The following is a 25,615-nucleotide window of genomic DNA, read 5'->3' as shown; positions in this document are numbered from 1 at the left end:
GGCGCATCCCTGCGCCTCGCCCCGGCCTACAGGAAACGCCTCAGCGATTTACAGCCGGACCGAGGCATCGCTGAAAGCCCTCAGTTATTCTGAGGCAACGTTATCGCTTTTGCTTTCAAATTACTGGGGAACCCTCAGCCCTGTGGGGAGAGGGCATTATCGCGCACGCTGTAAAAAATCAGCGCAACAGCACGCAGTCCGGCGGCAATCGGCACTGCAACGCCCCGGGCAAGACCTCAATGCGGAATCGCTCGCCGCTGAGCGGCTCTCCGTCGAGGTTAAAGGTCATGCCGTGTGGGGCGATCACTTCAAACCACGCGGATTTCCCGTCGATGATATTGGGGCTCTCCTCTGGCTGCGTCAGCGTCGTAAACAGCGCAGGCAGCAGCCCGTCGCCGGTAAAAATACGCAGCTGTAATTGACCGTCGTTGATCAATGCTTCCGGGCAAAGCTGTTGACCGCCCCCCGCCTGCCGCCCGTTGCCGATACCAATCACCAGCGCGTCGCCCTGCCAGTGGAAGTTCTCACCGTGAATTTCACAGCTGTCGGGCTTGAGGGTGTCCATGCGCATTAGGCCGTGAATGAGATACGAGACGCCGCCCAGCGCGGCTTTCAGTTTTTCCGGTGTTTCGCTGGTGATCCGCGTGCCGAAACCGCCCGTTGCCATATTGATAAAGCAGGTTCTTTCATTCACCTGCGCAATATCGACGGCGGTCGCTTTCCCGAGGATAGCCAGTTGCAGTGCTTTGCCTAAATCCTCAGGTATACCGGCGCTGGTGGCAAAATCGTTGGCGGTACCGAGCGGTAAAATCCCCATCGCCGGGCGAGCTGCGGCGTTGAGGTCAATGAGCGCACCGGCGATCTCGTTGATCGTTCCGTCGCCGCCGCCGGAAATGATGGTCTCAGCGCCTAACCTGATACCTTCATCGATATAGCGCGCCGCATCGCCTTTTTCAAAGGTCACCCGCACGTGAATGCGCGCGCCATCTTCACGCAATTCGGTAATCGCCTGGCGCAGCAGATCGTTGCCTGCACTCTTGCCGTTAAGAATTAATAAACTGTCTGGATAGGTTGCCATCCGGGTTGCTCCCTTTTTTAGCTATAGAAAGAGTGTATCCCAGAGAGGGAAAAAGCGGGTAAGAACAGGATGAAAGGCAAAAAATAAGCCCGCGTAAGGGCTTTGAAATCGACTAAAGAACCCCGTAGCGCTTACAGTGCATACTACTGCCGCTCAATTGACTATTGTGGTCAACGTTTGAGGTGTGACATTGGCCTTGCCTCGATTTTGAGCTGCTTACGCCAGACCCGATTATGTAGCGTTAGCGCAATGGAGCGGTAAAAAATCGATGAATTCATCCACATAATGTTCAGAAAGAAACATCCCAGCCCCAGCAAAGAGGTTATTTGCGGTGTGTAGTTCTCAACAGGGCCGAATAAAAGCGAAATCCCCGTCCAGATGAAATAAATGATGCTCATTATGCCTGTCAGCGTAATGACGAAAATATGCAGTTTATATCCAGGTAAAGAACCTCGTGTAGTCAGAAACATCGTGCTCATCACTACCAGACAATACACAATCGCTGCAATGAATACTCCCATCATAACCTTAAATTCGGGTAAGCCGAGCCAGCGAAACAGCAACAACCAGAGGGACACTTGCAGCATGGCGTAGCAAAAAATAGCCAGTAACGTGCTCACTGCCAAAGGAATTCCTGTCATATGGACGCCCACAGGAACGCCGAACCGATCTTTTAACTGTTCTTTTAAAGTTTCAAGCTGGTTGAGATCATCGGTCGCCATTTTACTTTTAACCAAAGCACTTAATGCAAGGCTATCTTTAATGTATTTCATCATGGACGGGTCAATAACTTCCTGTAAATGAAAAAGACTGAATTAAACCAAAAATGTATTTACCCGTTTGTGCAACATTCTGTGGATTTCTGATATTTCCTGAGATGGCACTTCCAACGAAGGCAGAAGAATTTGAAATGGTATTCAGCAACTCACGCTGTAAGAGCAACTGCAACGCTTCTGACGGATAACGTTTGGGATACACGCCTGCCTTCATTGCTGCTTTTACACCTGAATTCGAGATGCCGGGATTGCGGATACGAATAATCTCCTCTGTTAATCGCGTACGGTCGGCCCGGCTCATTTTTTGTAATAAGGAGAGCAAACTCTCAGACGATGAACGGTTAAGAAGGCGATATGTTAATGCAGCGCTTTTTAAACCCGCAGCAGCCCCGGCAAGAGAAATCGCATCCAGGGCTGTGTTGGTTGCTGTATACCACTCCTGGGAGTCCATCCACGCAACGTAATCATCATGATTCATAGCAATCAACGATAGTCGGCCAAGCCCATTTGCACATTGAATTCCAGTTGCTACACCACCGGCTAAAATCACAGCGGCTATAGCACCGGAAGACCCTGCAGTGAGAGGTATAGCCATACCGGCCCCTGCCGCAAGTACAACAGTAAGAATTGCGGCTCCGCAGGAAATTGCCGTTGAACCAATTTCAGTTGCCAGGGAAGGGGAATTAATCGTCGCCGTTGTTGCCTGAACAGGGTTAACTAATGCGGCATTTACTTTGGTTATGACTACATGACTAACCGAGCTTTCGTTTGGTGTCGCAATCCTTCTTGATGGCCGTACTAGCCACTGACGTGTACCGTCTGAGTAGATAATCCCGGCCTGGCTAAAATTTCTGCTACAGTCCAGTTGACCTGCAAGTGCTGTGAAATTTATATCGCCGCCAGAGGCAAGACCAAGACTGCGTGCGAGTTCGTAATCTGGAAGATCCTTTGAAAATTGTCCTGTGAATGTCACTTCATCTCTCCGTCCGTGTGAAACGTTGATTGTTAATAAATCAAGAGTAAAGGTCCTGTTAACACTTAAAATTAGGAATGTTCCGAATAGTGTTCATCCCTCTCAAATCCATTAAAAAATGTGATTAGGATCCTTTGTTCGTTCGATTTGCTTAGATGATACGCCTAATGCTGACACAAACCTTTCCCGGGTCAATGCAACGCCATATTTATCAGGGGGAAAAATTTCAGGAGTTAACAAAAAAAATAAGCCCGCGTAAGGGAGATTACGCAGGCTAAGGAGGTGGTTCCTGGTACAGCTAGCATTTATGGGTTATGTTTTTCAGCGGGGGGGATAATACCCGTATTGAACGAAGCGGTATGTGATCCGATTCTAAGAATTATCCCAGCGTGAAAAAATCCCGTTGATTGACTATTTGCCGTGTGGATTTCGGGTATTTTCACCTTCAAAATTACGCATCAGCAGCGCAAACTCCAGCTCCACCTCTTCAGGAACCGGCAGCCAGACCACATGGCCGTCGCCAGGTGCGACCTCAATCGCCTCACCTTTTTTGTTTTCCAGGTGCTCCAGTCGGAAGTTCATGTTGCCCTGCGGCGTCATCAGCTCCAGGCTGTCGCCTTTAGTGAATTTGTTTTTTACGGCGACGGCGGCCAGCGGGCCTTTACGCTCGCCGGTGAAGTCGCCTACAAACTGCTGGCGTTCGGAAATCGAATAGCCATGCTCGTAGTTCTGGTAGTCGTCGTGAGTGTGACGACGCAGGAAACCTTCGGTATAGCCGCGATGCGCCAGACCTTCCAGCGTTTCCAGCAGGCTGGTGTCGAACGGTTTACCGGCAGCGGCATCGTCGATGGCTTTGCGATATACCTGTGCGGTACGGGCGCAGTAGTAGTAAGACTTGGTGCGGCCTTCAATTTTCAGGGAGTGTACGCCCATCTTGGTTAAACGCTCGACGTGCGCGATGGCGCGCAGATCTTTAGAGTTCATGATGTAGGTGCCGTGCTCGTCTTCGAAGGCGGTCATGTACTCACCCGGACGTTTGGCTTCTTCGATCATAAACACGCTGTCGGTAGGCGCGCCAATTCCCAGCGTTGGCTCAACGTTGGTGACCGGAATCGGCTCGTGTTTATGCACGATGTTACCGATGTCATCCTCTTTGCCTTCCTGAACGTTATATTCCCAGCGGCAGGCGTTGGTGCAGGTGCCCTGGTTCGGGTCACGCTTGTTGATATAGCCAGAGAGCAGGCAGCGGCCGGAGTAGGCCATGCACAGCGCGCCATGAACGAAGATTTCGATCTCCATATCCGGCACCTGGGTGCGGATCTCTTCGATCTCTTCGAGGGACAGCTCGCGGGACAGAATGACGCGGGTCAGCCCCATCTGTTTCCAGAATTTCACCGTTGCCCAGTTGACGGCGTTAGCCTGCACTGAGAGGTGAATGTCCATCTCCGGGAAATTCTCCCGAACCAGCATGATTAAACCCGGGTCCGACATGATCAGCGCGTCCGGCCCCATCTCCACGACCGGCTTCAGGTCGCGAATGAACGTTTTCAGCTTGGCGTTGTGCGGCGCGATGTTCACCACCACGTAGAATTTTTTGCCCAGGGCATGCGCTTCGTTGATGCCGAGCTGAAGATTCTCGTGGTTGAATTCGTTGTTACGCACGCGCAGCGAGTAGCGCGGCTGGCCCGCGTAAACGGCGTCGGCACCATAGGCGAAAGCGTAACGCATATTTTGCAGCGTTCCCGCCGGGGAAAGAAGTTCCGGTTTAAACATGTTTGTTCTCGTTCTGATGACAGGTCAGATCCGCATGCACCTGGTGCAGCGGTAAGGGGAGATCCCCCACTTTAAGGGCGGGCATTGTAGCGCTGCGGGGAAGAGAGGTAAAGCTTTGCCCCTCACCCTAACCCTCTCCCCTTTGGGGCTGAGGGTTCCCCACAAAATAATGCCTGCACAGACGGCCCCCTCTCCCTTGAGGGAGAGGGCTGGGGTGAGGGGGAACATACGGCTCTGGTGGTCATTCCGTTCACGTTATGTTCCTTGCTACTCTGTCACGACATGGCCGGTGAACGTGCCAGGGTGGCTCAGTCGCCACCACCCTGGCGACCCGGGCTTCCGGCGGAAAATCGCCGCTTCGCGGTGTCTTCGGCTTATTCCTTCCGGCTTATCGGGGACGGGCGGAGGTAACATCCCTGTAAAGCCCGCCCTCTCGGCGCATCCCTGCGCCTCGCCCCGGCCTACAGGAAACGCCTCAGCGATTTACAGCCGGACCGAGGCATCGCTGAAAGCCCTCAGTTATTCTGAGGCAACGTTATAGCTTTTGCTTTCAAATTGCTGGGGAACCCTCTCCCTTTGGGGAGACGGCAGGGTGAGGGGGGTTATTCAGGCAATCCTGCACGCATCCGCTTCCCAGCGATACCCCACGCCGTACACCGCGCGAATAAACGACTGGTCGGCGTCCAGCGCCTCCAGCTTGCGGCGCAGGTTTTTGATGTGGCTGTCGATGGTGCGGTCGGTCACCACGCGGTAATCGTCATACAGATGGTTGAGCAGCTGCTCGCGGGAAAACACTTTGCCCGGCTCGTGGGAGAGCGTTTTCAACAGGCGAAACTCTGCGGGGGTGAGATCCAAAAGTTTGCTGCGCCAGCTCGCCTGGAAACGGCTTTCGTCGACGATCAGCGGGCTTTGCGCATCGAGCACCTGCAATTCACGCTGCGGCTTACAGCGGCGGAGGATGGTTTTCACCCGAGCGACCACCTCCCGCGGGCTGTAAGGCTTGCAGATGTAATCGTCGGCGCCGATTTCGAGCCCCAGCAGACGATCGATCTCTTCGATTTTGGCCGTCACCATCACGATGGGCACATCGGAGAAACGACGAATTTCGCGGCACAGGGTTAGGCCGTCGGTACCCGGCAGCATCAGATCCAGCAGGATCAGATCCGGCGGCGTCTGGCGCACGTAGGGCAGCACCTGGTCGCCGTGGCTGATAAGCGTTGGCGCGTAACTCGCAGCGCGCAAATAGTCGATCAGCAGTTGCCCAAGTTTAGGCTCGTCTTCCACGATCAAAATACGCGGTGTGTTGTTGTCAATCGGTAACTCGGTCATGCTTCCCTCGATAAATCCCGTTCCAGAGGTAACTCTACTGTAATGCTAACCCCGCCAAAAGGCGAATGGGCGGCGCGGATGGTGCCGCCATGGGCCTCCACAATATTAACGCAAATGGCCAGCCCAAGGCCGGAACCGCCGCTGGCGCGGTTGCGTGAACCTTCGGTGCGATAGAAGCGCTCGAACAGTTTTTCCAGCTGCGCATCCTTCACGCCAGGGGCGGAGTCCGCAAAGGTCAGGGCAAAGCGCCCGTTTTCCTGCCTGCCGGAGATATGCAGCGCGCCGCCGCCATCAGTGTAGCGGAGGCTGTTCTCCAGCAGATTATTGAACAGCTGCATCAGGCGATCTCTGTCGCCGAACACCACCGCGCTGTCCGGCAGCGAAAGGTTGATTTTCAGGTCACGGCTGGCGAAGCGCTCGCGGAATGCGCCGGTCACGACTTCAAGGATATTGATCACATCGATCGGTGCTTTCTGGTAAGCCAGGGCGCCTTCGTCGGACATGGACAGCTGATGCAGATCGTCCACCAGCTTGGTCAGCGTACCGACTTCCGCCTGAAGCGAGGCCACGGACTCGGGGGTGAACTGCCGCACGCCGTCCTGAATCGCCTCCAGCTCGCCGCGCAGCACCGCCAGCGGGGTGCGCAGCTCGTGCGAAATGTCGGCCATAAAATCGCGGCGCATCTGCTGGTTTTTTTCCAGCGTGCTGGCGAGCTGGTTGAAGTCCTGCGCCAGCTTGCCCAGTTCATCCTGGCTGCGGGTGTCCACGCGGGTCGAGAAATCACCCGCCGCCAGCTTGTGCGTGCCTTCCACCAGGCGCTTAACCGGCGCCAGCAGGCCGCGCGCCAGCGGGAAGGTGGCGAGCGCAGCAAGCAGGGTAGAAAGCGCGACAATCAACCAGCTGGTCTGACGCTGCTGGCGGTCAAAGTTGATGTCGGTGTTGCGCGTCAGCCGCTCGACCGGGGAGGCGATAACCCAGCCCACCGTGGCGCCGTTCGAGGTAATGGCGCGCTTTGTGCCGTCCGGCGGTACCGGAGAGCGTGGGCCAACGAGCACGCGCATCTCCTGATCAATTACCCAGAACTGGGTGCGCCAGCCGTGCGGCGGCATGCCCGGTCCCGGACGGTCGTCGTCATTATCGTGCTCCAGCGAGCGCAGAATTTGAAATATAAAGCGATCGTTGTTGCGCAGAAAACGCCAGTTACCGTGCAGGCTATACTGTTCCCCCAGCGCGTCGCTTAAGCCCTGTAAACGCTGTTCGTTACCGTGCTTGATGTAGTCAATAAAGCCGCGCTCAAAGCTGACCCGCACCGCCCAGTGCATAGTAATCAGCAGGACGATACAGGTGGCGAAAATCGCCACAAAAAGCTTACCGGTGATCCCCGGACGCCAGAATTTCATGGTGCACTCCTTTTGCCGCGTCGGATCACGACGTTTTTGGTCGTGTCATTCGGCACTCTGGCAAAGATAAAAGCGGGCAGAGCGATAATTACCGCCATGCTGAGGTAAGTGTATAAAAAGACCTGATGCGCGACGGGGGTGTCGGCGCTGAGATGGTGCTGACCGTACATGCCGAGCAGCAATCCGGCGACCGTGACCCCCACGCTCATGGAGAGCTGCATGATCATCGACAGCAGACTGTTACCACTGCTTGCCAGCTCGTCCGGCAGATCTTTCAGCGTCAGGGTGTTCATCGACGAGAAGCGCATGGAGTTGATGATCCCCTGGCAGAACAGCACCAGCGGCAGGATGTAGTACCAGCCCAGCAGCGCCACGGCCATAAACAGCAGGCAGACCAGCGCCAGCCCGATCGTGGCGGCCACCAGCACGCGGCGATAGCCAAAGCGGTTCACCACCTGCACCACAATACGCTTCATCCCCATGCTGCCAAGTACCATCGGGATCATCATCAGCCCGGCATGGAACGGCGAGAAGCCCATCCCAATCTGTAAAAATACCGGCGTCATAAACGGCAACATGCCGCTGCCGATGCGTCCGGCAAAGCTGCCGAACAGACCAAGACGGTAGGTGGGATTCTTGAACAGATTTAGGCTGAACAGCGCGTTAGCGTTACCTCTGGCATGCCACAGATACCAGAGAATGGCGGTGACACCCAGCGCTACCAGCAGGGCGAGCGACAGGGAGGAGATCCCCAGCCCTTTTTGCCCGTCGAGCGCGAGGGTAAGCGTCGCCATGCCAGCTGCCAGCAGGATGAAGCCAAAGAAATCAAAGCGCCGGGTCTGCATTTTATAGTTCGGCATCAGCGTCAGGGTGGCAATCGCGCCGATAATACCGACCGGCAGGTTGATCAGGAAGATCCAGTGCCAGGAGGCATACTCCACCAGAATCCCGCCCAGCGCCGGGCCAAGCAGCGGGCCGACCTGACCGGGCAGGGTGACGAAGGTCATCGCCGCCATATACTGCGCGCGCGGAACAATTTTCATCACCGTTAACCGCCCGACGGGTACCATCATCGCGCCGCCGACGCCCTGTAGCACGCGCGCCATCACCAGCTGGTCGAGGGTATTGGCCTGGGCGCAAAACAGCGACCCGGTGGTAAACAGCACAATGGCGGTGAAGAAGATGTTTCGCACGCCGACTTTATCCGCCAGCCAGCCGCTGGCAGGCAGCATCACGGCGACCGTCAGCACGTAGGCGACAATCACCATATGCATGTGCAGCGGGCTCTCCCCCAGGCTTTTCGCCATCGAGGGGAGGGCGGTGTTCACGATAGTCGTGTCCAGCGACTGCATAAAGAAGCCGAACGCGACGATCCACAATTGCCAGCGAACGTTACTGGGTAGGTCGGTCATTTACTCGGTCACCGTGGTTCTCTTTTTACGCGAAAAACGCAGCCGCAGGCGGTCAAAGAACAGATAGACGACCGGCGTCGTGTAGAGCGTCAGCAGCTGGCTCATCACCAGGCCGCCAACGATCGTGATCCCCAGCGGCTGGCGTAGTTCAGAGCCGTCACCGCCGGATATGACCAGCGGCAGCGCGCCGAACAGCGCGGCCAGCGTGGTCATCATGATCGGGCGAAAACGCAGCAGACAGGCCTGGAATATCGCCTCGTCCGGCGTCAGGTTGCCGTTGCGCTGGGCGTCCAGGGCAAAGTCGACCATCATTATCGCGTTTTTCTTCACGATGCCAATCAATAGCATGATCCCGATAAGCGCGATAAGACTGAATGGGGCACCGAACAGCTCCAGCGCCAGCAGCGCCCCCACGCCCGCAGAGGGAAGCGTGGAGAGAATGGTCAACGGGTGCACGTAGCTTTCGTACAGCACGCCCAGCACGATATAAACCGTGGCAATGGCCGCCAGAATCAAAATAACCTGCGAGTTCATGGTGTCCTGGAACACCTGCGCCGTACCGGCAAAGCTGCCGCGCACCGAGGAGGGCACCCCGAGCTGGGTCATGGCGCGATTAATGGCATCGCTGGCCTCAGACAGCGACGAGCCGGTTGGCAGGTTAAACGAGACGGTCGAGGCGGCGGAAAGCCCCTGGTGGTTCACCGACAGCGGGGCGTTCGACGGCTGCCAGCTGGCGAAGTACGACAGCGGAATCGCCTTACCGTCATCATTGATCACAAACATCTTGTCCAGCGCGCTGATGTCCTGGGTGTAGCGCGGATCCACCTCCATCACCACCTTGTACTGGTTCATCGGCTGATAGATGGTAGAGACTTCACGCTGCCCGAAGGCGTTGTTCAGCAGGCTGTTGGCCGCCTCCACGTTAATGCCCAGGCGGGCCATGGTTTCACGATCGTAGGTGAGCGCCATCTCCGCACCGTTGTTTTGGCTGTCAGAGTTCACGTCCGCCAGCTGCGGCAGCGCGGCCAGCGCTTTACGGATCTTCGGCTCCCACTCGCGCAGGGCGGCTAAGTCATCCGAGAGCAGGGTGTACTGATAGCTGGCGTTAGCCTGTCGTCCGCCGACGCGGATATCCTGAACGGCCATCAAAAACAGATTTGCCCCCGGCTCTTTGGCAAGCTTCAGCCGCAGGCGGTCAATGATCTGCTGCGCCGTTTCGTGACGTTCACCGCGCGGCTTAAGGGTAATAAACATCATCCCGCTGTTAACGCGCGAGCCGCCGGTAAAGCCGGTGACGTTATCCACGGCCGGATCTTCCCGGATGATTTTCATAAAGTCTTGCAGTTTGCCGCGCATCGCCTGGAACGAAATGCTCTGGTCCGCCTGAATGCCGCCCATCAGCACGCCGGTATCCTGCTCCGGGAAGAAGGTTTTCGGGATGGTGATATACATCCAGACGTTGAGGACGATGGTGCCGATCAGCACCAGCCCGACAATACGCGTGTGGTTCAGCACCCATTTCAGCGATTTGCCGTAGCCGGACTGCATCGCCATCAGGACGCGGCCAAAGCCTTTCCTGCGCGGCTGCGAGTGCGGTTGGCTGCGCTTTAGCATCCAGCCGCACATCATCGGCGTCAGCGTCAGCGAAATCACCAGTGAGATACCAATGGCGACGGAAAGCGTGACGGCAAATTCGCGCAGCAGTCGCCCCGGCAGGCCGCCCATCAGCAGCAGCGGCAGGAATACCGCTACCAGCGACAGGCTCATGGACAGGACCGTGAAGCCCACTTCGCGCGTCCCCTGAAGCGCCGCCTGGAGCGGCTTCATGCCCGCTTCCAGATGGCGCGAGATATTCTCCAGCACCACGATGGCGTCATCCACCACAAACCCGGTGGCAATCGTCAGCGCCATCAGCGACAGGTTGTTAAGGCTAAAGCCGCACAGGTACATGGCGGCAAAGGTGCCTATCAGCGATACCGGCACCGCCACCGCCGGGATCAGCGTCGCGCGCCCCGAGCGCAGGAACAGGAACACCACCAGGATCACCAGCGCGACGGAGATGATCAGCGTTTGCTCTACCTCCTCAAGCGAGGCGCGGATGGTGGGGGAGCGGTCCTGCGCAATCTGGAGATCGATGGCCGCCGGAATCGTTTCCTGAAGCTCCGGCAGGCGCGCGCGGATGCTGTTCACCGTCTGAATGATGTTGGCTTCCGGCAGCTTGCGGATCATCAGCAAAATCGCCGGTTTGGCGTTGGTCATCCCGGCGTTACGCACGTCCTGCACCGAATCGGTGACGCTGGCGACGTCGCTCAGGCGCACCGCCGCGCCGTTGTTGTAGTGAATAATCAACGGCTGATACTCGGCGGCGGTTTTCAGCTCGTCGTTAGTCTGGATCTGCCAGCGGTGGCTGTTGTCCTCAATCGCGCCCTGCGGCTTACGCACGTTGGCGTTGCTGATGGCGGAACGCACGTCGTCCAGCGACACGCCCTGGTTAAACAGCGCCTGCGGATTCAGCCCCACGCGCACGGCGGGCAGGGAGCTGCCGCCGACGTCCACGTCGCCCACGCCGTCAATCTGGGCGATGGTTTGCGCCAGCTGGGTGGAGGCAAAATCGTACAGCTCGCCCTGGGAGTAGGTCTCTGACGTGAGCGTCAGGATCATGATCGGCGCGTCGGAGGGGTTGGCCTTGCGATAGGTTGGACGGCTCGGCATGCCGCTCGGCAGCAGGCTTTGGGCGGCGTTAATCGCGGCCTGCACGTCACGCGCCGCGCCGTTGATGTCCCGGTCGAAATTGAATTCCAGAATGATGCGCGTGCTGCCCAGCGAACTGCTGGAGGTCATCTCGTTAATCCCGGCAATTCGACCAAGCGAGCGCTCAAGCGGCGTCGCCACCGATGAGGCCATGGTTTCCGGCGAGGCACCCGGCAGCGAGGCGCTGACCATGATCACCGGGAAATCGACCTGCGGCAGCGGGGCCACCGGCAGCAGCCGGAAGCCCAGCACGCCGCACAGGGTGATAGCGACGGAGAGTAAAATCGTCGCCACCGGACGGTAAATGAAGAGGGCGAAAAACTTCACTTACGCCTCCTCTTCACGTTTCGGGAAGCGGCTTTTCGTCCACAGGGCCAGACGGTCAAACAGCAGGTAGATAACCGGCGTGGTAAACAGCGTCAGCACCTGGCTTACGAGCAGGCCGCCGACCATCCCGATGCCCAGCGGACGGCGCAGTTCGGCCCCCACGCCGGTGCTCAGCATCAGCGGCAGCGCGCCCAGCAGGGCGGCGAGGGTGGTCATCAGGATCGGGCGAAAACGCAGCAGACAGGCCTGGTAAATGGCCTCGCGCGGCGCCATACCCTGCTCGCGCTCGGCGGCCAGCGCAAAGTCGATCATCATGATGGCGTTTTTCTTCACGATGCCGATAAGCAGAATGATGCCGATGATCGCAATCACGTCCAGTTCGCTCCCCGCCAGCATCAGCGCCAGCAGTGCCCCCACGCCCGCCGTCGGCAGGGTGGAGAGAATGGTGATCGGGTGGATAAAGCTTTCATACAGCACGCCAAGCACGATATACATCGCCACCACCGCCGCGACAATCAGCCAGACGGTGCTGCCCAGCGCGGCCTGGAACGCCAGAGTACTGCCCTGGAACTGGGTCTGAATATCGGACGGGAAGCTGAGTTCTTTCTCCGCACCCAGAATGGCCTCCACCGCTTCGCCCAGGGAATAACCGTCCGGCACGTTGAACGAAATGGTGGTGGATGGGAACTGATCGAGATGGTTAATCGACAGCGGGGTGTGACGCTCTTCCACGCTGGCAATGGCGCTGAGCGGCACAATCCCGCCGTCTTTGCTGGTCAGGCGTATCGAGTCCAGCGCGGCAAGCCCGGGCGTGTTCTCGGTGTTATGTTCCAGCACCACGCGATACTGGTTCGCCTGGGTGTAAATGGTGGAGATAAGGCGCTGGCCAAAGGCGTTATACAGCGCGTTATCCACGTCGGACATGGTAATGCCCAGACGGCTGGCGGTGTCGCGGTTGACGTTCACGTACGCCGCCAGCCCTTTATCCTGCCAGTCGCTGCTGACGTCAGAAATCTGCGGCAGTGCTTTCAGCTTGTCCACCAGCTGCGGCACCCAGGTGCTGAGTGCATCAAGCGAGGTGGCCTGGAGCGTAAACTGGTACTGCGTGCGGCTCACCTGCGTATCAATGGTTAAATCCTGGATCGGTTGCAGATACAGCTCAATGCCCGGTACGCGCGCCACAGCGCTTTGCAGACGCTCAATAACCGCGTTGACGCGATCGTCACGGTCATCGAGCGGTTTAAGGTTAATTTGCAGGCGCGCGCTGTTAAGCGACGGGTTGGTGCCGTCCACGCCCACGTAGGCAGTCAGGCTTTCCACCGCCGGATCTTTCATGATGATCTCAGACACCTGCTGCTGGCGCTGCGCCATGTTGGCGAAGGAGACCGTCTGTGGCGCCTGAAGCGTGCCCTGAATAATGCCGTTGTCCTGAATCGGGAAGAAGCCTTTCGGAATGAAAATCCACAGCATGACGCTGAGCGCCAGCGTGCCGAGGGCCACGCCGAGCGTCGCCCAGGGATGGTTCAGGACTTTCGCCAGCACGCGGCCGTAGGCGGCAATAATACGCTCGAACATCCGCTCGGAGGCGAGGGAGAAGCGGTTTTGCTTGCGCAAAGATTCGTGGCTCAGCATGCGGGCGCACATCATCGGCGTCAGCGTCAGCGACACCACGGCAGAGATCAGAATGGCGACCGCCAGCGTCACGGCAAACTCGCGGAACAGCCGCCCGACGATATCGCCCATAAACAGCAGCGGGATCAGCACCGCAATCAGCGAGAAGGTGAGCGAAATAATGGTAAAGCCGATCTCCCCCGCGCCCTTCAGCGCGGCGGCTAACGGCTTTTCACCTTTCTCGATATAGCGCGAGATGTTTTCGATTACCACGATGGCGTCGTCCACCACAAACCCGGTGGCGATGGTGAGCGCCATCAGCGTCAGGTTGTTAATCGAGAAGTCGAGAAATACCATTACCGCGAACGTCCCGACCAGCGAGAGCGGCACGGCAACGGCGGGAATGATGGTTGCCGGAACGTTGCGCAGGAACAGGTAGATGATCATCACCACCAGCGCAATCGCCAGCATCAGCTCGAACTGGGTGTCAGTCACTGACGCGCGAATATTCGTGGTGCGGTCAGAGAGCACTTTCACGCTGACCGATTTTGGCAGGCTTTCCACCAGCTGCGGCAGCATGGTGCGAATGCTGTCGGCGGTATCAATAATGTTCGCGCCCGGCTGGCGCTGAACGTTCATGACAATCGCCTGCTGCTTATTGGCCCACGCCCCGAGCCAGCTGTTTTCCGCGCCTTGTTCGACGGTTGCCACGTCGCCCAGGCGGATCGGTGCGCCGTTCTGGTAGGCAATAATCAGCTGACGGTATTCATCGGCGGACTGCATCTGGTCGTTGGCGGAGAGCGTGACCGCGCGGGTCGGGCCGTCCAGCGAGCCCTTCGCTGAGTTAACGTTGGCGCTGCTGATGGCGGTGCGAATGGTTTCGCTGGTTAACCCCAGCGCGGCAATGGCCTGGGCATTGAGCTTAACGCGCACCGCGGGGCGTTGTCCCCCTGCGAGCGTCACCAGCCCGACGCCGGTCACCTGCGAAATCTTCTGCGCCACGCGGGTTTCGACCATGTCTTCCACCTGCGTCATCGGCATGGCGGAGGAGGTGACGGCAAGCGTCATGATCGGCGGGTCTGCCGGGTTCACCTTGCTGTAAACCGGCGGGTTCGGCAGGTCAGACGGCAGCAGGTTGGTGGCGGCGTTAATGGCGGCCTGCACCTCCTGTTCCGCGACGTCCAGCGACAGGGCGAGCTGGAACTGAAGTGTGACGACCGAGGCGCCGCCCGAGCTCTGGGAGGACATCTGCTTCAGGCCAGACATCTGGCCAAACTGACGCTCCAGCGGGGCGGTGATGGCGGATGTCACCACATCCGGACTGGCGCCCGGATAGAGGGTGACAACCTGAATAGTCGGGTAGTCCACTTCCGGCAGCGCCGACACGGGCAGAAAACGGTAGCCAATGATCCCGGCCAGCAGGATCGCCACCATCAACAGGGTCGTCGCAACCGGTCGTAAAATAAACAGGCGTGATGGCCCACCTGTAGAGCTCGGCGGCATCACCTGCATCAGGCTTTTGCTCCTGTATTCTGCGCTTCCACCACCTCGACCTGCGCCCCTTCGGTCAGCCGGTCAATACCGTCGGTTACGACGCGGTCGCCTGCGGACAGCCCGGCGCTGATCACCACCGTCTGACTGTCCTGGATCCCGGTTTTCACCAGGTGTTTGCTGACCTTGTTTTCGCTGTTCAGCACCCAGACAAAGTTGCCTTCACTGCCCATTTGCAGGGCCGCCGTCGGGATCACCACGGCGTTTTCTTCGGTCGCGACCAGCATTCGCGCATTGACGAACTGATTCGGGAACAGGGCATCGTCCTGATTGTAGAAGCGTGCTTTTAACTTGATGGTGCCGGTGGTGGTGTCGATCTGGTTATCCAGGCTCAACAGCGAACCTTCGCTCAGCTTCTGCTTGTTGGTGCGATCCCAGGCTTCAACTACCAGCGATTTTCCGGCCTTCTGCGCCTGTATCACCGTCGCAATGTCGCTTTCCGGCAGGGTAAAGACGAGATCGATAGGGTGCGTCTGGGTGATCACCACGATGCCCGTGGTATCGCCGCTGGAGATTTGGTTCCCGATATCAACCTGTTTCAGGCCCACGCGGCCGTCAATCGGCGCGGTGATCCGGCTCCAGTCGAGCTGGAGCTGGGCGCTGGCGACCGCGGCTTCGTCGGCCTTGATGGTGCCCTGAGATTCACTGACCAGAGATTGCTGGGTATCCAGCTCCTGGCGCGACACGAGGTTGGTTTTTACCAACTGCTGATAGCGGGCTAAATCGCGGCGGGCATTGGCGAGGGTGGCTTTGTCTTTCGCGAGTTGCCCCTGCGCCTGCGCCAGGGCCACCTTAAACTGGCTTGGATCGATTTCCGCCAGCAGATCGCCCGCTTTCACCTGTTGACCTTCCTGGAAGTGGATGGCCATCAGCTGACCGTCCACGCGGCTACGTACCGTCACGGTGTTGGCGGCAGTGATGGTTCCCAGCCCGGAGAGATAACGAGGCACCGCTTTATTCACCGCCGTTGCCGCCTGCACCGGTGCCAGCGCACCGCCGCGCATACCGTGGCGCCCGCCGCCCGTTGGGCGATGTGAGGGGCTACTGGCGCCAGCAGGTGCCGTGGAGTTCGCGGACTGGCTGTGCCAGTACCAGGCGGCGGCCAGGACCACCACAATCAGACCAGCGGCGATTGCCCAGCGGGATTTGTTACTGCCTTTCATCGTTATACGTTCTCATCCTGAAACTCTTTCGGGGAATGATACTAGTTTAGTCAGGTAACACAGTGGAAAAATGGAGGAAATATGGAAGACTGTCAGGAATGGTCTGAGTGTGGTGCCGCGGTTTCGCCTTCGCCGGGTGGCGCTGCGCTTACCCGGCCAACGGTTGGAGGATCTTGTTGGCCGGGTAAGGCGAAGCCGCCACCCGGCACAACTCCATTAGCTAAACACCACCTGCGCCCAGCGCGCCAGCCCTGCTGTAACGGAGCCAAAGTCATCGCCGCCGGCAATCGGGATCCCCGGCAGCTGTTCCGCCAGCGCTTTCTTGATCAGCGGCGAACGGGCGCTACCGCCGGTCAGGTAAATCACGTCCGGCTTCACTTTGCCATTCTCAAGCGCCAGCTGCACCTGCTCCAGAATACGCTGAAGCGGCTGAGTCAGCGCCATTTCCAGCCCTTCCTGGGTGATAGCCGTAGCCAGATCGTCACTGATAAACGGCAGCGAAACCGCATGCTCAGGACGATCGGAAAGGGCGATTTTGCTCTCTTCGGCGGTGCGCACCACGCGGTAGCTCAGGCGCTGACGCCACACCTTATACAGCAGCGCGACCTTCTCTGCATCCTGTGCATCACGCACCAGATCGTTGAGGAAACGGCCATTCGCGGTGCTGTAAAAATCACTCTGGGCAGGGACGTCGTTGATGGCAATCGCGTTCCACCACGGCAGGATCGGCAGGGCGATGCCTTTCTCGGTTTGACCGCCCATGCCGAGCAGTGGCATCAGGCTCTTGAATGCCAGGGCAATATCCAGATCGTTACCGCCCACTCGGCAGCCGCTGTGCCCCAGCAGACTGTTTTCACGATCGCGACGGTGATGCCACTTCGGACCCATCAGCAGTAATGAGCAGTCCGTCGTTCCGCCGCCGATGTCCACTACCAGCACCCGTTGTTCTTCCGTCAGCGTGGCTTCAAAATCCAGCCCCGCTGCAACCGGCTCATACTGGAATACCACGTCACGGAAGCCAGCCCGGTGCGCTGCACGCTCAAGGATCCCCTGCGCCTGCTGGTTGGCTTCGTCGCCGCCCAGCCCCTGGAAGTTGATCGGACGGCCAATCACCGCCTGGGTGATGGCATCCGGCACCTGGGACTGCGCCTGATTGCGGATGTGCAGCATCATCGCGCAGACCAGATCTTCAAACATCGCCACTTGCTGTGGCTTCAGGCCGCTGGCGCCGAGGAAGGATTTCGGCGATTTAACGAAGTAGACCTCTTCCGGATCTTCAATGTACTGCCCGAGGGAAGAGAGGCCGAACTGCACGCTGGAAGGGGTAACGTCGATATCTTCCTCGCGGTTAAAGCTGACCGCACGGCGCAGCAGCGCCTGGGTTTCCGCTGCGGTAGCAGGAACCTGATGATGGCGGAACAGCCACTCGCTCACCGCTTCACGCGTCGGCGCACAGAGCATTGACGGCAACAGCGTACTGCCGTTTTCCATTTTCAGGAGCTGCGGTTGTCCGTTTTGCATTATCGCAACCGAGCAGTTTGCGGTGCCGTAGTCGAATCCAATAAACACAATAAATCCCCATGCCGGTGAGAAGGGGCGAGACTTTAGCGAAATGTCTGCCAGGCGACAACAGGAATATGAAAGCAAGGCGCAACGCGATCTTTCGGTTTATGCTGAGGTAAATTCAAAAGGAGAGACAATGTACACCCTGAACTGGCAACCGCCTTACGACTGGTCGTGGATGTTTGGCTTTCTTGCCGAGCGTGCGGTCACGGGGGTTGAGACCGTTACGAAGGATTACTACGAGCGCAGTTTTGGCTATGCCGGGCACAAGGGCGTTTTCCGGGTTACGCCAGACAGCGCAACCCATACGCTTGCGGTGTCGCTTAGCCCTGGCCTGATCCCGGTGGCGGATATCTGCCTGGACCGCATCGCCCGCCTTTTTGACCTCGATTGCGACCCGCAGCACATTGCACAGACCCTCGGCGATCTCGGCGCGGCGCGGCCGGGGTTACGTTTGCCCGGCGCAATGGATGCTTACGAGCAGGGCGTGCGCGCCATTCTTGGACAACTGGTAAGCGTGGCGATGGCGGCTAAACTGGCGTCACGGGTGGTGGCGCTGTGCGGTGTACCCATCCAGGACGCGCCGGGCTACCTCTGCTTTCCTCCGCCAGAGGTACTGGCCGCGGTGGATCCGCTGGCGTTGAAAGCCCTCGGGATGCCGCTCAAGCGTGCGGAGTCGTTGATTCATCTGGCGCAGTCGGTGGTGGACGGTGAATTCCCGCTGTTCCCGCCCGCGAACGTTGAGGACGGGATGAAGGCGCTACAGCAGCGCCCCGGCATCGGGCGCTGGACCGCGAATTATCTGGCCCTGCGCGGCTGGCAGGCGAAGGATGTTTTCCTGCCGGATGATTATCTGATTAAACAGCGCTTTGCCGGTATGACGCCCGCGCAGATCCGTCGCTACGCCGAGCGCTGGCAGCCGTGGCGCTCGTATGCGCTGTTACATATTTGGTACACCGACGGCTGGTCGCCATCAGTTGATGGCGAAATAGCTGGTATTCAGCAGTAGATCGAGCGGCTGCGCTTCCCCAATGGTGTCGCCGTAGATAAAGTCAACGCCGATGCCCGACAGCGTATTCATCATGATCGACTGATGGCATGGCCCGGCAATGGTTTTTATGCCCAGACGCTGGGCATGGCCCTGAATGATGGTCACCATCATCTCGTCCATCAGATTGCCGTGGACGTTGGTCACCACGTCTGCATCCAGCAGCAGATAATCAGCGGTGTTGGCGCTGAGCTGGCTGAAGACGTTCATATCGCGTCCAACCCGCGTCAGCACCACGCGACAGCCAGCCTGACGAAGCTTTTGCAGACCCTGCTGCACGTTTTCATCCGTATTGCTCAGCACATCAGCGGCGATCGCCAGATGCAGCAGCCGCGCCGGCAGCGGACCTTTGGTAATGAGGTCGAGCAGCTCATCCACCAGCGTGACGCTGGCTAAACCCGCTTCTGAGAGCGGCAGCGCGACGCCCATTCCTTTGGCCGCCACCTGTGCGGCATAGGTACGGAAAAATTCGCTGAAGATACGTCGGTCCAGGGCGTGCAGCAGCTCCGGCTCCGCCAGCCCGGCGCGGAAGGCATGCTCTTCCAGCACTTCCCCCTGGCTGGTCCACAGCCGCAAGGAAATCAGCCAGAAGCTACTGCTCTCGGGAATGCGCGGCGAGGCGACGCTGCGGGCGATCATCAGCAGATGGTTATCTTTAATCATGTGCCACTGCTCATCCAGCGACATCATGCTGCGCGTGCTGTGGATCCTCTCCTGCTGGGGTTCGTAGACGGTGACCACGCCGCGCCCGCTGTTTTTCGAGGCGTAGCAGGCGATATCGGCCTGAGACATCACTTCCGCAGCCTGATAATTGGTGTCGTCAATCAGCGTAATCCCCGCACTGGCACCAATGCGGTGCAGGCGTCCTTCCCAGGAAAAATGATAGTTGTTGATGGCGTCGATCAACCGGCCCGCAATATAGCGTGCGCTTTCGACGTTGCAGTCCGGCAGCAGCAGGCCAAACTCGTCGCCGCCCAGACGCGCCAGCACGTCGCTGGAGCGCAGCATGGTCAGCATCAGCGAAGAGAGTTCGCGCAGGAGCGCGTCGCCCGCCGCGTGGCCTGCCGTATCGTTCACCGCCTTAAAACGGTCAAGATCGATAAAGACCAGCGCGTGATGCTGATGGGTCTCCTGTACTGTCTGCAACAGACGCTTCAGATGGTTTTCAAAGCTGACGCGGTTCGCCAGGTGAGTCAGGGCGTCATGTGAGGCGCTGTAACTCAGCTGGCGCAGCATTTTGCGCGACTCGGTCACGTCCTGAATCACCAGCACCGAGCCGATGGTGTTACCTTCCAGAGTGCTGAGGGGGGTAATGCTGTAATGAATGTCGAAACTGCCGCCATTGCGGCAGTTAAGCACCACGTCCTGTTCGATATCGGTACGGGACATATCGCCGCTGTGGATGTTTTCCATTAACGGACCGTTCTCGCCAAAGGTAATGTGCAGCACCTTCAGAACGGGCTGACCCAGCGCTTCGCTTTGCGACCAGCCGCTCATCTTCTCGGCGACCGGGTTCATAAAGGTGATGTTCATGTCGATATCGGTGCACAGCACCGCTTCGCCGATGGAGTCGAGGGTGATATGCAGGCGCTCTTTTTCCTGGAACAGCGCCTCGTTCAGCTGCTTCACCTCGGTCATATCCATGTTGATCCCTAACAGCCGCTCCACTTCGCCCTGTTTGTTCAGTACCCGGTTCGCCAGCGAACGAATGTGGCGGATGCCATCCTTGACGCGAATGCGAAATTCCAGCTTGAAAGGCACCCTGGCCTGAAGGGATTCTCGCAGCACCTGTTCGGCGTGGGTGCGATCTTCAGGCACCATGGCCGCATGCCAGAGCTGCCAGGTGGGTTTAATGTGCGGGGGGATCTCGTACAGCTCAAACATCCGCTTATCCCAGCTGATCACGTCCGGCTCGAGATCCCACTCCCATATCCCGATGCCACCGGCTTCGTTCGCGAGGGTGATACGCTCCATCAGGCGCTTATTGACCCACTCGGTCTGTTTCAGGTCGTTGATATCTTCAATCTGGGCAATAAAGTAGAGCGGGGTGCCGTCGGCATGGCGCACAACGGAGACGGCCAGCAGCGCCCACACCACCGCGCCGCTGCGAGTGTAGTAGCGTTTTTCGAGGCTGTAGCTATTGATCTCCCCGTTAATCAGCTGTCCCAACTGCTCCAGGTCGGTATTTAAATCTTCTGGCCAGGTTAACTGCTGAAACGTGAGCGACTGGAGTTCAGACTGGCTGTAACCGAGGAAATTGCACAGCGCCTTGTTGGCCTGGAGCCACTGGCCCTCAATGCCCACCAGCGCCATACCAATCGCGGAATATTCCATCGCATTACGAAAACGTTCTTCGCTTTCCGTAATATGTTTACGCTCGGCCCGGAAGGCATACATCACCATCGTCATAATATTGGCGGGGAGCAGCATCATCAGGAAGGGGAGCCACGGCGCGTTGAAGGTGACGATCATGGAGGAGGGCGTCATGGAGAGCGGATTTCGCGCCATCATCAGGGACACCATCATGATGGTGAATAAAAATATCAGGAACGCTTCCATACGCGGCAGACGTACCGCGCTCCACATCAGCAGAACGATGATGCAGGTGAATGGCCACGGCAGCCAGGTGATTGCCGTCCAGCAAAGAACCAGCGTAACGACCAGGGTCACCAGCGTTTCCAGCAGCAGTTTCGGATTGCGGTGGCGCAGCAGGTAATGCGGTTTAAACAGCAGACCTAAAGGCACCAGCGCCAGCGCGCCAATGGCCTCTGAAAGTACCCAGACAAGGAAATTACGCAGCGGCTCCGCGCTCGGCACCAGAAAATGAACCAGAACGCCCCCCACCAGCGGCGGCACAAGGGCACTGCCGAGGGCAAGCCGGACCCAGTCGTTGAGGTTTTGCAGCGGATTATACCAGGGGAGCAGTTTACGCAGTAACAGCGCGCCAACCGTGGCCTCAATGATATTGATCGCCGTGTAGGTGATGTTGAGCGATTCCCATGAGAAGAGCATCCACGAGGCAAAGATATTGCCAAAAGAGCAGGCGAGGGCAATGCCGGGCCACATTTTTCCCGCGTGGCGGTAAAACGCTACCATCATTATTGAAGTCGGGAACCACAATGGCGCCAGCAGCGTACCGAAGCGAGTCAGCTCGAGGGAAAATAAGGTGAAGATGAACGTGACCAGACCCAGACAGACAAGCCGCAGTAAAGGATGTGGGGTAGTAACCAAAACCCGCTGGTATTGTTTATTCATTACCGCTCTATCCAGGGACGCCATGTTGTCAGGAGCCAGGTCCGGACGCGTGAAATTAATAATTTGGTTTATGCTAGTACAAACATTTTACAATTCATATGCCGAGTGCTCAGATTTTGACTTCATAGACTTATAAAATAGTTACTCTGCGAAGAATGGTGATGAAATGGTGAAAATCCGCGCGTAAAAATTTCGCTAAAGGCGTGAAACGGCGCTTTTCAGCCCGCCTCGCATAACCTGCGCATTCGACTGGTATCACGCCCCCGAAATCCCTATAATTGCCGCGTTTGACGCTCCGGCGTCGTCCTTCCTTACATCCAGGTTAATCAGGTCGCTAAATTTATGACTGATAAGTCTCATCAGTGCGTCATCATAGGCATCGCCGGCGCATCGGCTTCAGGTAAAAGTCTTATTGCCAGTACGCTTTATCGCGAACTACGTGAACAAGTGGGTGATGAGCATATCGGTGTTATTCCCGAAGATAGCTATTACAAAGATCAATCCCATCTTTCGATGGAAGAGCGCGTAAAAACCAACTACGACCACCCCAGTGCGATGGATCACAGCCTGCTGTTCCAGCATCTGGAAGCGCTAAAGCGCGGCGAGGCAATTGAGCTGCCCGTCTACAGCTACGTGGAACATACCCGCACCCAGGAAACGATCCGTATCGAGCCCAAGAAGGTGATTATCCTTGAAGGGATTTTGCTGCTCACCGACGCCCGTCTGCGCGAATCAATGAACTTCTCGATTTTCGTCGACACTCCTCTGGATATCTGCCTGATGCGGCGTATCAAACGCGACGTTAATGAACGTGGCCGCTCCATGGACTCGGTGATGGCGCAATATCAGAAAACCGTTCGCCCGATGTTCCTGCAATTTATTGAGCCTTCGAAACAATACGCCGATATTATCGTGCCTCGTGGCGGTAAAAACCGTATTGCCATTGATATCTTAAAAGCGAAAATCAGTCAGTTTTTTGAATAAGCCGTGTGAATTGTGTACCGTTCAGAGATAACCTGGTTTTGCCCTGACGCCGTAAGGCTTCAGGGCGCGATGCACGAAAGGAGAAAGTGCCATGCGTCTTTGTGACCGCGATATAGAAGCCTGGCTGGATGAAGGCCGCCTGTCTATCACCCCGCGTCCGCCGGTTGAGCGTATTAACGGCGTGACCGTCGATGTGCGTCTGGGGAATAAATTCCGCACCTTCAGCGGCCACACGGCACCGTTTATCGACCTCAGCGGGCCGAAAGACGAAGTCAGCGCGGCGCTGGATCGCGTCATGAGCGACGAAATCGTCATCGACGAAGGAGAGGCGTTTTATCTCCATCCTGGCGAACTGGCGCTGGCGGTGACCTTTGAATCGGTCACGCTGCCTGCGGATCTGGTCGGCTGGCTTGACGGACGCTCTTCCCTGGCGCGTCTGGGCCTGATGGTGCACGTCACCGCGCACCGTATCGATCCGGGCTGGTCGGGCCGTATCGTGCTGGAGTTCTTTAACGCCGGTAAACTGCCGCTGGCGCTTCGTCCGGGAATGATGATTGGTGCGTTGAGCTTCGAACCGCTGACCGGCCCGGCAGACCGTCCTTATAACCGCCGTCAGGACGCAAAATATCGCGACCAGCAGGGTGCGGTTGCCAGTCGTATCGATAAAGACTGATTTGTGAGTTCACTGAGGAAGCCATGAGAAGAGTTCTGACAACGCTGATGATTTTGCTGGTGGTGCTGGTGGCTGGCCTTTCAGCGTTGGTGCTGCTGGTTAACCCGAATGACTTCCGGGCCTACATGGTGCGGCAGGTGGAAGCGCGCAGCGGGTATGAACTCAAGCTGGACGGGCCCCTGCGCTGGCACGTCTGGCCGCAGCTCAGCATTCTCTCCGGACGTATGTCGCTCACCGCGCCGGGCGCCGCGCAGCCGCTGGTGACGGCGGATAACATGCGTCTTGATGTTGCGCTCATCCCGCTCTTATCCCATCAGCTCCAGGTTGAACAGGTGATGCTGAAAGGGGCGGTGATTCAGCTTACGCCGCAAACCGAAGCCGTTCGTCAGGCGGATGCTCCGGTCGCACCGCGTGAAAACACCTTGCCTGACGTCCCCTCTGATACCGGCTGGTCGTTCGATATTGGTAATCTGAAAGTTGCTGACAGCGTGCTGGTTTTCCAGCATGAGGATGACGAACAGATCACCGTACGCAATATCAATCTCAGGATGGAGCAGGACGCCAATCATCACGCCACCATGGAGTTCTCCGGGCGGATCAACCGCAATCAGCGCGATCTCAACCTGTCGATGAACGCAAACGTGAACGCTTCTGACTATCCGCACCAGCTGACGGCGGACGTTCAGCAGCTCAACTGGCAGCTGACCGGCGCGGATTTACCCGCGAAGGGGATTGCCGGCCAGGGCACGATGCAGGCGGTGTGGCATGAAGAGCGCAAACAGCTCGAACTGAACGCGCTCAACCTCCAGGCCAACGACAGTTCCCTGAAGGGGCAGGCGAGCGTCACGCTTGATGAGAAACCTAAGTGGGTGCTGGATCTGCAATTCGACAAGCTGAATCTCGAGAACCTGCTTCCGCTCCAACCGGTGAACGCGACCGATGAGGGAGCTACGCAGGTAGGGCAAAGCCAGGCCACGCAGTCGCGTCCGGTGATCTCCTCAAATCTCGATCTGCCTGACTACAACGGCCTGCGCGGATTTACCGCCGACATTCTGCTGAAAGCGAACAGCGTGCGCTGGCGTGGAATTGATTTTACTGACGTCAGCAGCCAGATGTTCAACCACAACGGCCTGCTGGTCATCTCCGAGCTCAGCGGAAAAATGGGAGCAGGGAACCTCTCGCTGCCGGGCACGCTGGATGTACGCAAAGACGTTGCCAGCGCCGCGTTCCAGCCGCGTCTGGAAAACGTTGAAATTGGCACCATCCTGAAAGCCTTTAATTACCCAATTGCCCTCACGGGGCAGCTGTCGCTGGCAGGGGATTTCTCTGGCACGAAGATTGATGCGGATGCCTTCCGTCGTAGCTGGCAGGGGCAGGCGCACGTTGAGCTGAAAGATACGCGCATGGAAGGGCTGAACTTCCAGCAGCTGGTGCAGCAGGCGGTAGAGCGCAGCAGCAGCGTGAAAGCGAATGAAAACTACGACAGCGCAACCCGTCTCGACAGCTTTACCAGTGAGCTTGCCCTCGACAACGGTCAGCTCTCGCTTGACGACATGCAGGGCACTTCGTCACTGCTGGCGCTGACCGGAACCGGCGCGCTGGATCTGGTGAAAGAGACGGCAGACACCCGCTTCAACGTCCGCGTGAAGGCTGGCTGGGAAGGCGAAGGCCAGCTTGTAGAGTTCCTGAAAGAGACGCCGATACCGCTGCGCGTTTATGGAAAATGGCAGGCGCTGAATTACAGTTTGCAGGTCGATCAGATCCTGCGTAAGCACCTTCAGGATGAAGCGAAACGTCGGCTGAATGACTGGGCGGACCGCAATAAAGAGACTCAGTCAGGTAAGGACGTGAAAAAACTGCTCGATAAGCTGTGATGCCTGTTGTTCCGGGTGGCATGTACGGCCTGATGCCCTCACCCCGGCCCTCTCCGACGGGGAGAGGGAGCAAA

General features: G+C 57.9%; 16 protein-coding genes. 4 read left to right on the top strand and 12 right to left on the bottom strand.

From position 1 onward, the window contains the following. Nucleotides 1–178 precede the first annotated feature (178 nt). From yegS to yegD, 11 genes are all read right to left on the bottom strand, one after another. Nucleotides 179–1,078 carry a lipid kinase YegS gene (gene yegS, locus SK47_RS14120; protein WP_023314523.1) on the bottom strand — a complete coding sequence of 300 codons (900 nt, stop codon included), beginning with the start codon at nucleotides 1,076–1,078 and terminating at the stop codon, nucleotides 179–181. A gap of 170 nt (nucleotides 1,079–1,248) precedes the next feature. Further along, nucleotides 1,249–1,854: a hypothetical protein gene (locus SK47_RS14115; RefSeq protein WP_022651497.1), complete on the bottom strand. Its 606-nt coding sequence runs from the start codon at nucleotides 1,852–1,854 to the stop codon at nucleotides 1,249–1,251. A gap of 7 nt (nucleotides 1,855–1,861) precedes the next feature. Continuing rightward, nucleotides 1,862–2,827, bottom strand: coding sequence for a hypothetical protein (locus SK47_RS24150; protein WP_032609677.1), 966 nt, complete (start codon nucleotides 2,825–2,827; stop codon nucleotides 1,862–1,864). A 411-nt stretch (nucleotides 2,828–3,238) separates the two neighbouring features. After that, nucleotides 3,239–4,600 carry a prephenate-dependent tRNA uridine(34) hydroxylase TrhP gene (gene yegQ / locus SK47_RS14105; protein ID WP_022651495.1) on the bottom strand — a complete coding sequence of 454 codons (1,362 nt, stop codon included), beginning with the start codon at nucleotides 4,598–4,600 and terminating at the stop codon, nucleotides 3,239–3,241. Between the two features lie 606 nt (nucleotides 4,601–5,206). Beyond that, the gene (baeR, locus tag SK47_RS14100; RefSeq protein WP_045346758.1) at nucleotides 5,207–5,929 is read right to left on the bottom strand and encodes an envelope stress response regulator BaeR; all 723 of its coding nucleotides are present in this window, start codon (nucleotides 5,927–5,929) and stop codon (nucleotides 5,207–5,209) included. Next, on the bottom strand, nucleotides 5,926–7,329 hold the full coding sequence (baeS, locus tag SK47_RS14095) for an envelope stress sensor histidine kinase BaeS (protein WP_006811258.1): 1,404 nt from the start codon (nucleotides 7,327–7,329) through the stop codon (nucleotides 5,926–5,928). Before baeS ends, baeR begins: the two co-directional genes overlap by 4 nt. Further along, on the bottom strand, nucleotides 7,326–8,741 hold the full coding sequence (locus SK47_RS14090) for an MFS transporter (protein WP_003862087.1): 1,416 nt from the start codon (nucleotides 8,739–8,741) through the stop codon (nucleotides 7,326–7,328). Before SK47_RS14090 ends, baeS begins: the two co-directional genes overlap by 4 nt. Further along, nucleotides 8,742–11,819, bottom strand: a complete 3,078-nt coding sequence (mdtC, locus tag SK47_RS14085; RefSeq protein WP_045346757.1) for a multidrug efflux RND transporter permease subunit MdtC — start codon at nucleotides 11,817–11,819, stop codon at nucleotides 8,742–8,744. It lies immediately after the preceding gene. Beyond that, nucleotides 11,820–14,942, bottom strand: coding sequence for an MdtB/MuxB family multidrug efflux RND transporter permease subunit (locus tag SK47_RS14080; RefSeq protein ID WP_022651491.1), 3,123 nt, complete (start codon nucleotides 14,940–14,942; stop codon nucleotides 11,820–11,822). Further along, nucleotides 14,942–16,144 carry an MdtA/MuxA family multidrug efflux RND transporter periplasmic adaptor subunit gene (locus SK47_RS14075; RefSeq protein WP_048244546.1) on the bottom strand — a complete coding sequence of 401 codons (1,203 nt, stop codon included), beginning with the start codon at nucleotides 16,142–16,144 and terminating at the stop codon, nucleotides 14,942–14,944. The genes SK47_RS14080 and SK47_RS14075 overlap by 1 nt, the downstream gene beginning before the upstream one ends. 216 nt (nucleotides 16,145–16,360) lie before the next feature. Further along, a complete protein-coding gene (gene yegD / locus SK47_RS14070; RefSeq protein ID WP_023314478.1) occupies nucleotides 16,361–17,713 on the bottom strand; it encodes a molecular chaperone in 1,353 nt (450 codons plus the stop codon). Nucleotides 17,714–17,843: 130 nt separating this feature from the next. Here yegD and alkA point away from each other — a divergent pair, with 130 nt between their 5' ends. Then, a complete protein-coding gene (alkA, locus tag SK47_RS14065; RefSeq protein ID WP_048244544.1) occupies nucleotides 17,844–18,716 on the top strand; it encodes a DNA-3-methyladenine glycosylase 2 in 873 nt (290 codons plus the stop codon). Here the strand turns inward: alkA and SK47_RS14060 are convergent. Then, nucleotides 18,681–22,010, bottom strand: a complete 3,330-nt coding sequence (locus tag SK47_RS14060) for a diguanylate cyclase (RefSeq protein WP_048244542.1) — start codon at nucleotides 22,008–22,010, stop codon at nucleotides 18,681–18,683. The genes alkA and SK47_RS14060 overlap by 36 nt on opposite strands. Nucleotides 22,011–22,352: 342 nt before the next feature. Here SK47_RS14060 and udk point away from each other — a divergent pair, with 342 nt between their 5' ends. The 3 genes from udk (at nucleotide 22,353) to asmA (ending at nucleotide 25,541) form a co-directional block, all read left to right on the top strand. After that, entirely contained in the window at nucleotides 22,353–22,994 is a 642-nt protein-coding gene (udk, locus tag SK47_RS14055; RefSeq protein WP_000130320.1) for a uridine kinase, read from the top strand. Nucleotides 22,995–23,085: 91 nt separating this feature from the next. After that, on the top strand, nucleotides 23,086–23,667 hold the full coding sequence (dcd, locus tag SK47_RS14050; protein WP_013097886.1) for a dCTP deaminase: 582 nt from the start codon (nucleotides 23,086–23,088) through the stop codon (nucleotides 23,665–23,667). Between the two features lie 23 nt (nucleotides 23,668–23,690). Next, the gene (gene asmA / locus SK47_RS14045; RefSeq protein WP_032659393.1) at nucleotides 23,691–25,541 is read left to right on the top strand and encodes an outer membrane assembly protein AsmA; all 1,851 of its coding nucleotides are present in this window, start codon (nucleotides 23,691–23,693) and stop codon (nucleotides 25,539–25,541) included. Nucleotides 25,542–25,615: the final 74 nt, after the last annotated feature.

The sequence above is a fragment of the Enterobacter sp. BWH52 genome, from assembly GCF_001037565.1.
In the GTDB taxonomy this organism is placed as follows: Bacteria; Pseudomonadota; Gammaproteobacteria; order Enterobacterales; family Enterobacteriaceae; genus Enterobacter; species Enterobacter hormaechei_C.
The sequence above is the reverse complement of the archived record's forward strand: the minus strand, read 5'-3'. Positions and strand labels throughout refer to the sequence as shown.